The following is a 2,719-nucleotide window of genomic DNA, read 5'->3' as shown; positions in this document are numbered from 1 at the left end:
TATGCCGTCGTTTTCGGCTTGACAGTCTCCACTTCGTGGGACAGTCAACCGCACGACACCATACCGCGGGAACGTTAGGCACCATAGCATGAAAATAAGAATCTACAATACAATAATGATATTAAGCCTTTTCTTGATTGGCTTATCTTTCTTAATTCAGAATGAGTTTAACATAATGCTTTTTGAACATCCAAACTGGATATTTAATAATTTCTGGACAGCGTTAGGCATTTACTCTTTATTACTTGTATTTATTGCGACTGGAATATCAGTAATTGGATTGAATCATTTAGCTTACTGGATTTCTTTATGCTTTCTTATTTTGCAAGTATTTCAGATAGCATTTTTAAAACTAACTCATTCGCATTGGACAGAATATTTATTTCATTCAATTGGAGTATTAATTTTAATTTTGAATTTTGTCAATTATTCCATTAGAAATAAAATCGGTAATAAAATCTTATTCGTATTAGGATTAATCTATATAACTGCAACAATATTTTTATCATTTATTGATTTCTCCAATGATAATCTAAATTCACTGATTATTGTTATTACAATTGGAGTTATTATATTTTTTCTAATCAGTAAAGCCAAGATAAAAACGTTCATAACTATTCAAGCTCTGCATTTTATATTTTTAATATACCTGTTGACTACTAACTTGAATTGTAATCTAGAATTTGAACTTGATAATGGAGTTGTAAATTGGAGCATTAAGAATTTATGCAATAGATGTAGTTCATTCTATTTATGGTTATTAACTGGTATGATAGTTCACTTTTGTATTGAAATGAAATATAAAAAAAGCTACAGTGCCTAACACGCGGTCATACTGCATGGCAGTATTTTTAAACCCAAAATATCAACGTTCGCGCAAAGCACCTTTCATCCTGACAGTTCCTTTCACGGGTGAAAGAAACTGCCACGACACCATACCGCGGGAACGTTGTAGGGCATTTTTTCAAATTGCACAAAAATATATAAGATTAATTCCATAATTCATGTACAGCAAACTGCTTATAAACAAGGAAATATTTATTGACGAGACATTGGACAATGTTACAGAGAAATTAACTAAACTATCAGAAAGAGATAATCATTTAGACAAAATTTCAGACTGGCGGTATTTCTTTATGCCAAATGAATCAATTGGAACTTTCTCAAATTATTATGGAATTACAAGCGGAATTCGAATTTATGTCAATTTAGACTTCGAAGATGATACTAAAACACGCATTAATTTTAAATCCAAACCAAGACTAGAGCTCATTATATTTTTAGCTTCATGGATTGGATTATTAATATCTCAAATAAGCGGAAAGGTTGACATGCCAAATTGGGTTCATATCAGTAATGCTATTTTATTTATTTTTGGTTGGTTTTTCTATCGAAGACAAGAAATATCTCTATTAAAAATATCTGAACAAAAATTAATAAACGCCCTACAACACGCGGTTATAAGGCATGGCGGCTTTTAAAATAAATCGTTCGCAAATTTCAACCTCGCCTTTTCGGTGTGACAGTTTCTATCCTATCGGACAAAAACCGCCACGACCTCATACCGCGGGAACGTTGTGCTTCATTATTTCAAAAGGAAAGTAAAACCTTATTAATATGAATATTGAGAAATTAAAAACTTACAACCAAAAATTATTAGCTCTTTTAGGTTCTATATTAGTTTTAATAGCTTTTATCGGATTGATTATGATGATTGTTGCTGGCATCTCTGAACTTAAATGGATGATGAGATCTAATGAGGATGAAACTGGGATACTGTCTGAAGAAAAAATTGAAGAATTACAGAAAGAGAAAAAGCGTCAACAAGTTATATCTTATGATTTCCCTAGATTGGTGGATTCGGTTAATTCAATCTATATTATTCCAGTAAGACATCAAACACTAAATTCAGCAGAATATATTGATGAAGGAGTTCTTGGAATTATGGATTCTTTTGAAAAAGTTAAAACAGACGATAGGTATTCAAGCTATTATTATGGCTCTTTTAATAATTTGATTGTTTATGATTTAAAGAATAAAACAACTAAAAAATTATTTGATAGTAGAGTAAACTTTGGTGCAATAAGAACTGAGGTTTTTGACGATGATATTTTGATTTTATTTACAGCTGCTAGCCAAGATACATATAGAGATGGAGTTGTAAATCTCAAAGATTTAAAATCTTTATATATCTATTCAATCAAAAACCAAGATATTAGAGTGATATCTAACAAAGGGGCTGATATAGCACATTATGATTTCATACATGACAGTAAAGATTTATTGGTTAGGTTCGGTATTGACTATAACGATGATGGAAATTATGATGATAACTCCGAGCCATCTACAGTTAAGAAATATGACTTTGAATCTGATAAAATTGAGGATATTGTTTCGAAAGATTTAAATATTGAATTACAAGAACTGCTTGAAGGTTCTAAAAAATAACGAAAGCACAACACGCGGTCATAGTGCATGGCTGTTATTTTAAACCAAATAATTCAACGTTCGCTGCAAGCGCCTTTCGTCATGACAGTTCCTATCCTATCGGACAGAAACTGCCACGACACCATACCGCGGGAACGTTAGCGGTAATACAAAAAATAAAATGAGATATTTAATTATTCTACTACTTTTTACTATAAATCAATCAATCTTTTCCAATCAGATAACAATATGTACAATGGTTATGGGAAAAGTAAAGGTAAGCTATGACTGT

At 31.3% G+C, this 2,719-nt stretch carries 2 protein-coding genes; both read left to right on the top strand.

Annotated features, from left to right (window positions below):
- Positions 1 to 1,004 precede the first annotated feature (1,004 nt).
- Positions 1,005 to 1,481 carry a hypothetical protein gene (locus tag ACE01N_RS20235; protein WP_380592849.1) on the top strand — a complete coding sequence of 159 codons (477 nt, stop codon included), beginning with the start codon at positions 1,005 to 1,007 and terminating at the stop codon, positions 1,479 to 1,481.
- Between the two features lie 136 nt (positions 1,482 to 1,617).
- Positions 1,618 to 2,448 carry a hypothetical protein gene (locus tag ACE01N_RS20230; protein WP_380592847.1) on the top strand — a complete coding sequence of 277 codons (831 nt, stop codon included), beginning with the start codon at positions 1,618 to 1,620 and terminating at the stop codon, positions 2,446 to 2,448.
- Positions 2,449 to 2,719 lie beyond the last annotated feature (271 nt).

The organism is Quyinboa ferrireducens, from assembly GCF_042436675.1.
Lineage (GTDB): Bacteria > Bacteroidota > Bacteroidia > Bacteroidales > UBA5342 > JBHJHP01.
Note: the sequence above shows the minus strand (reverse complement) of the source record. Positions and strands in the feature narration are given on the sequence as shown.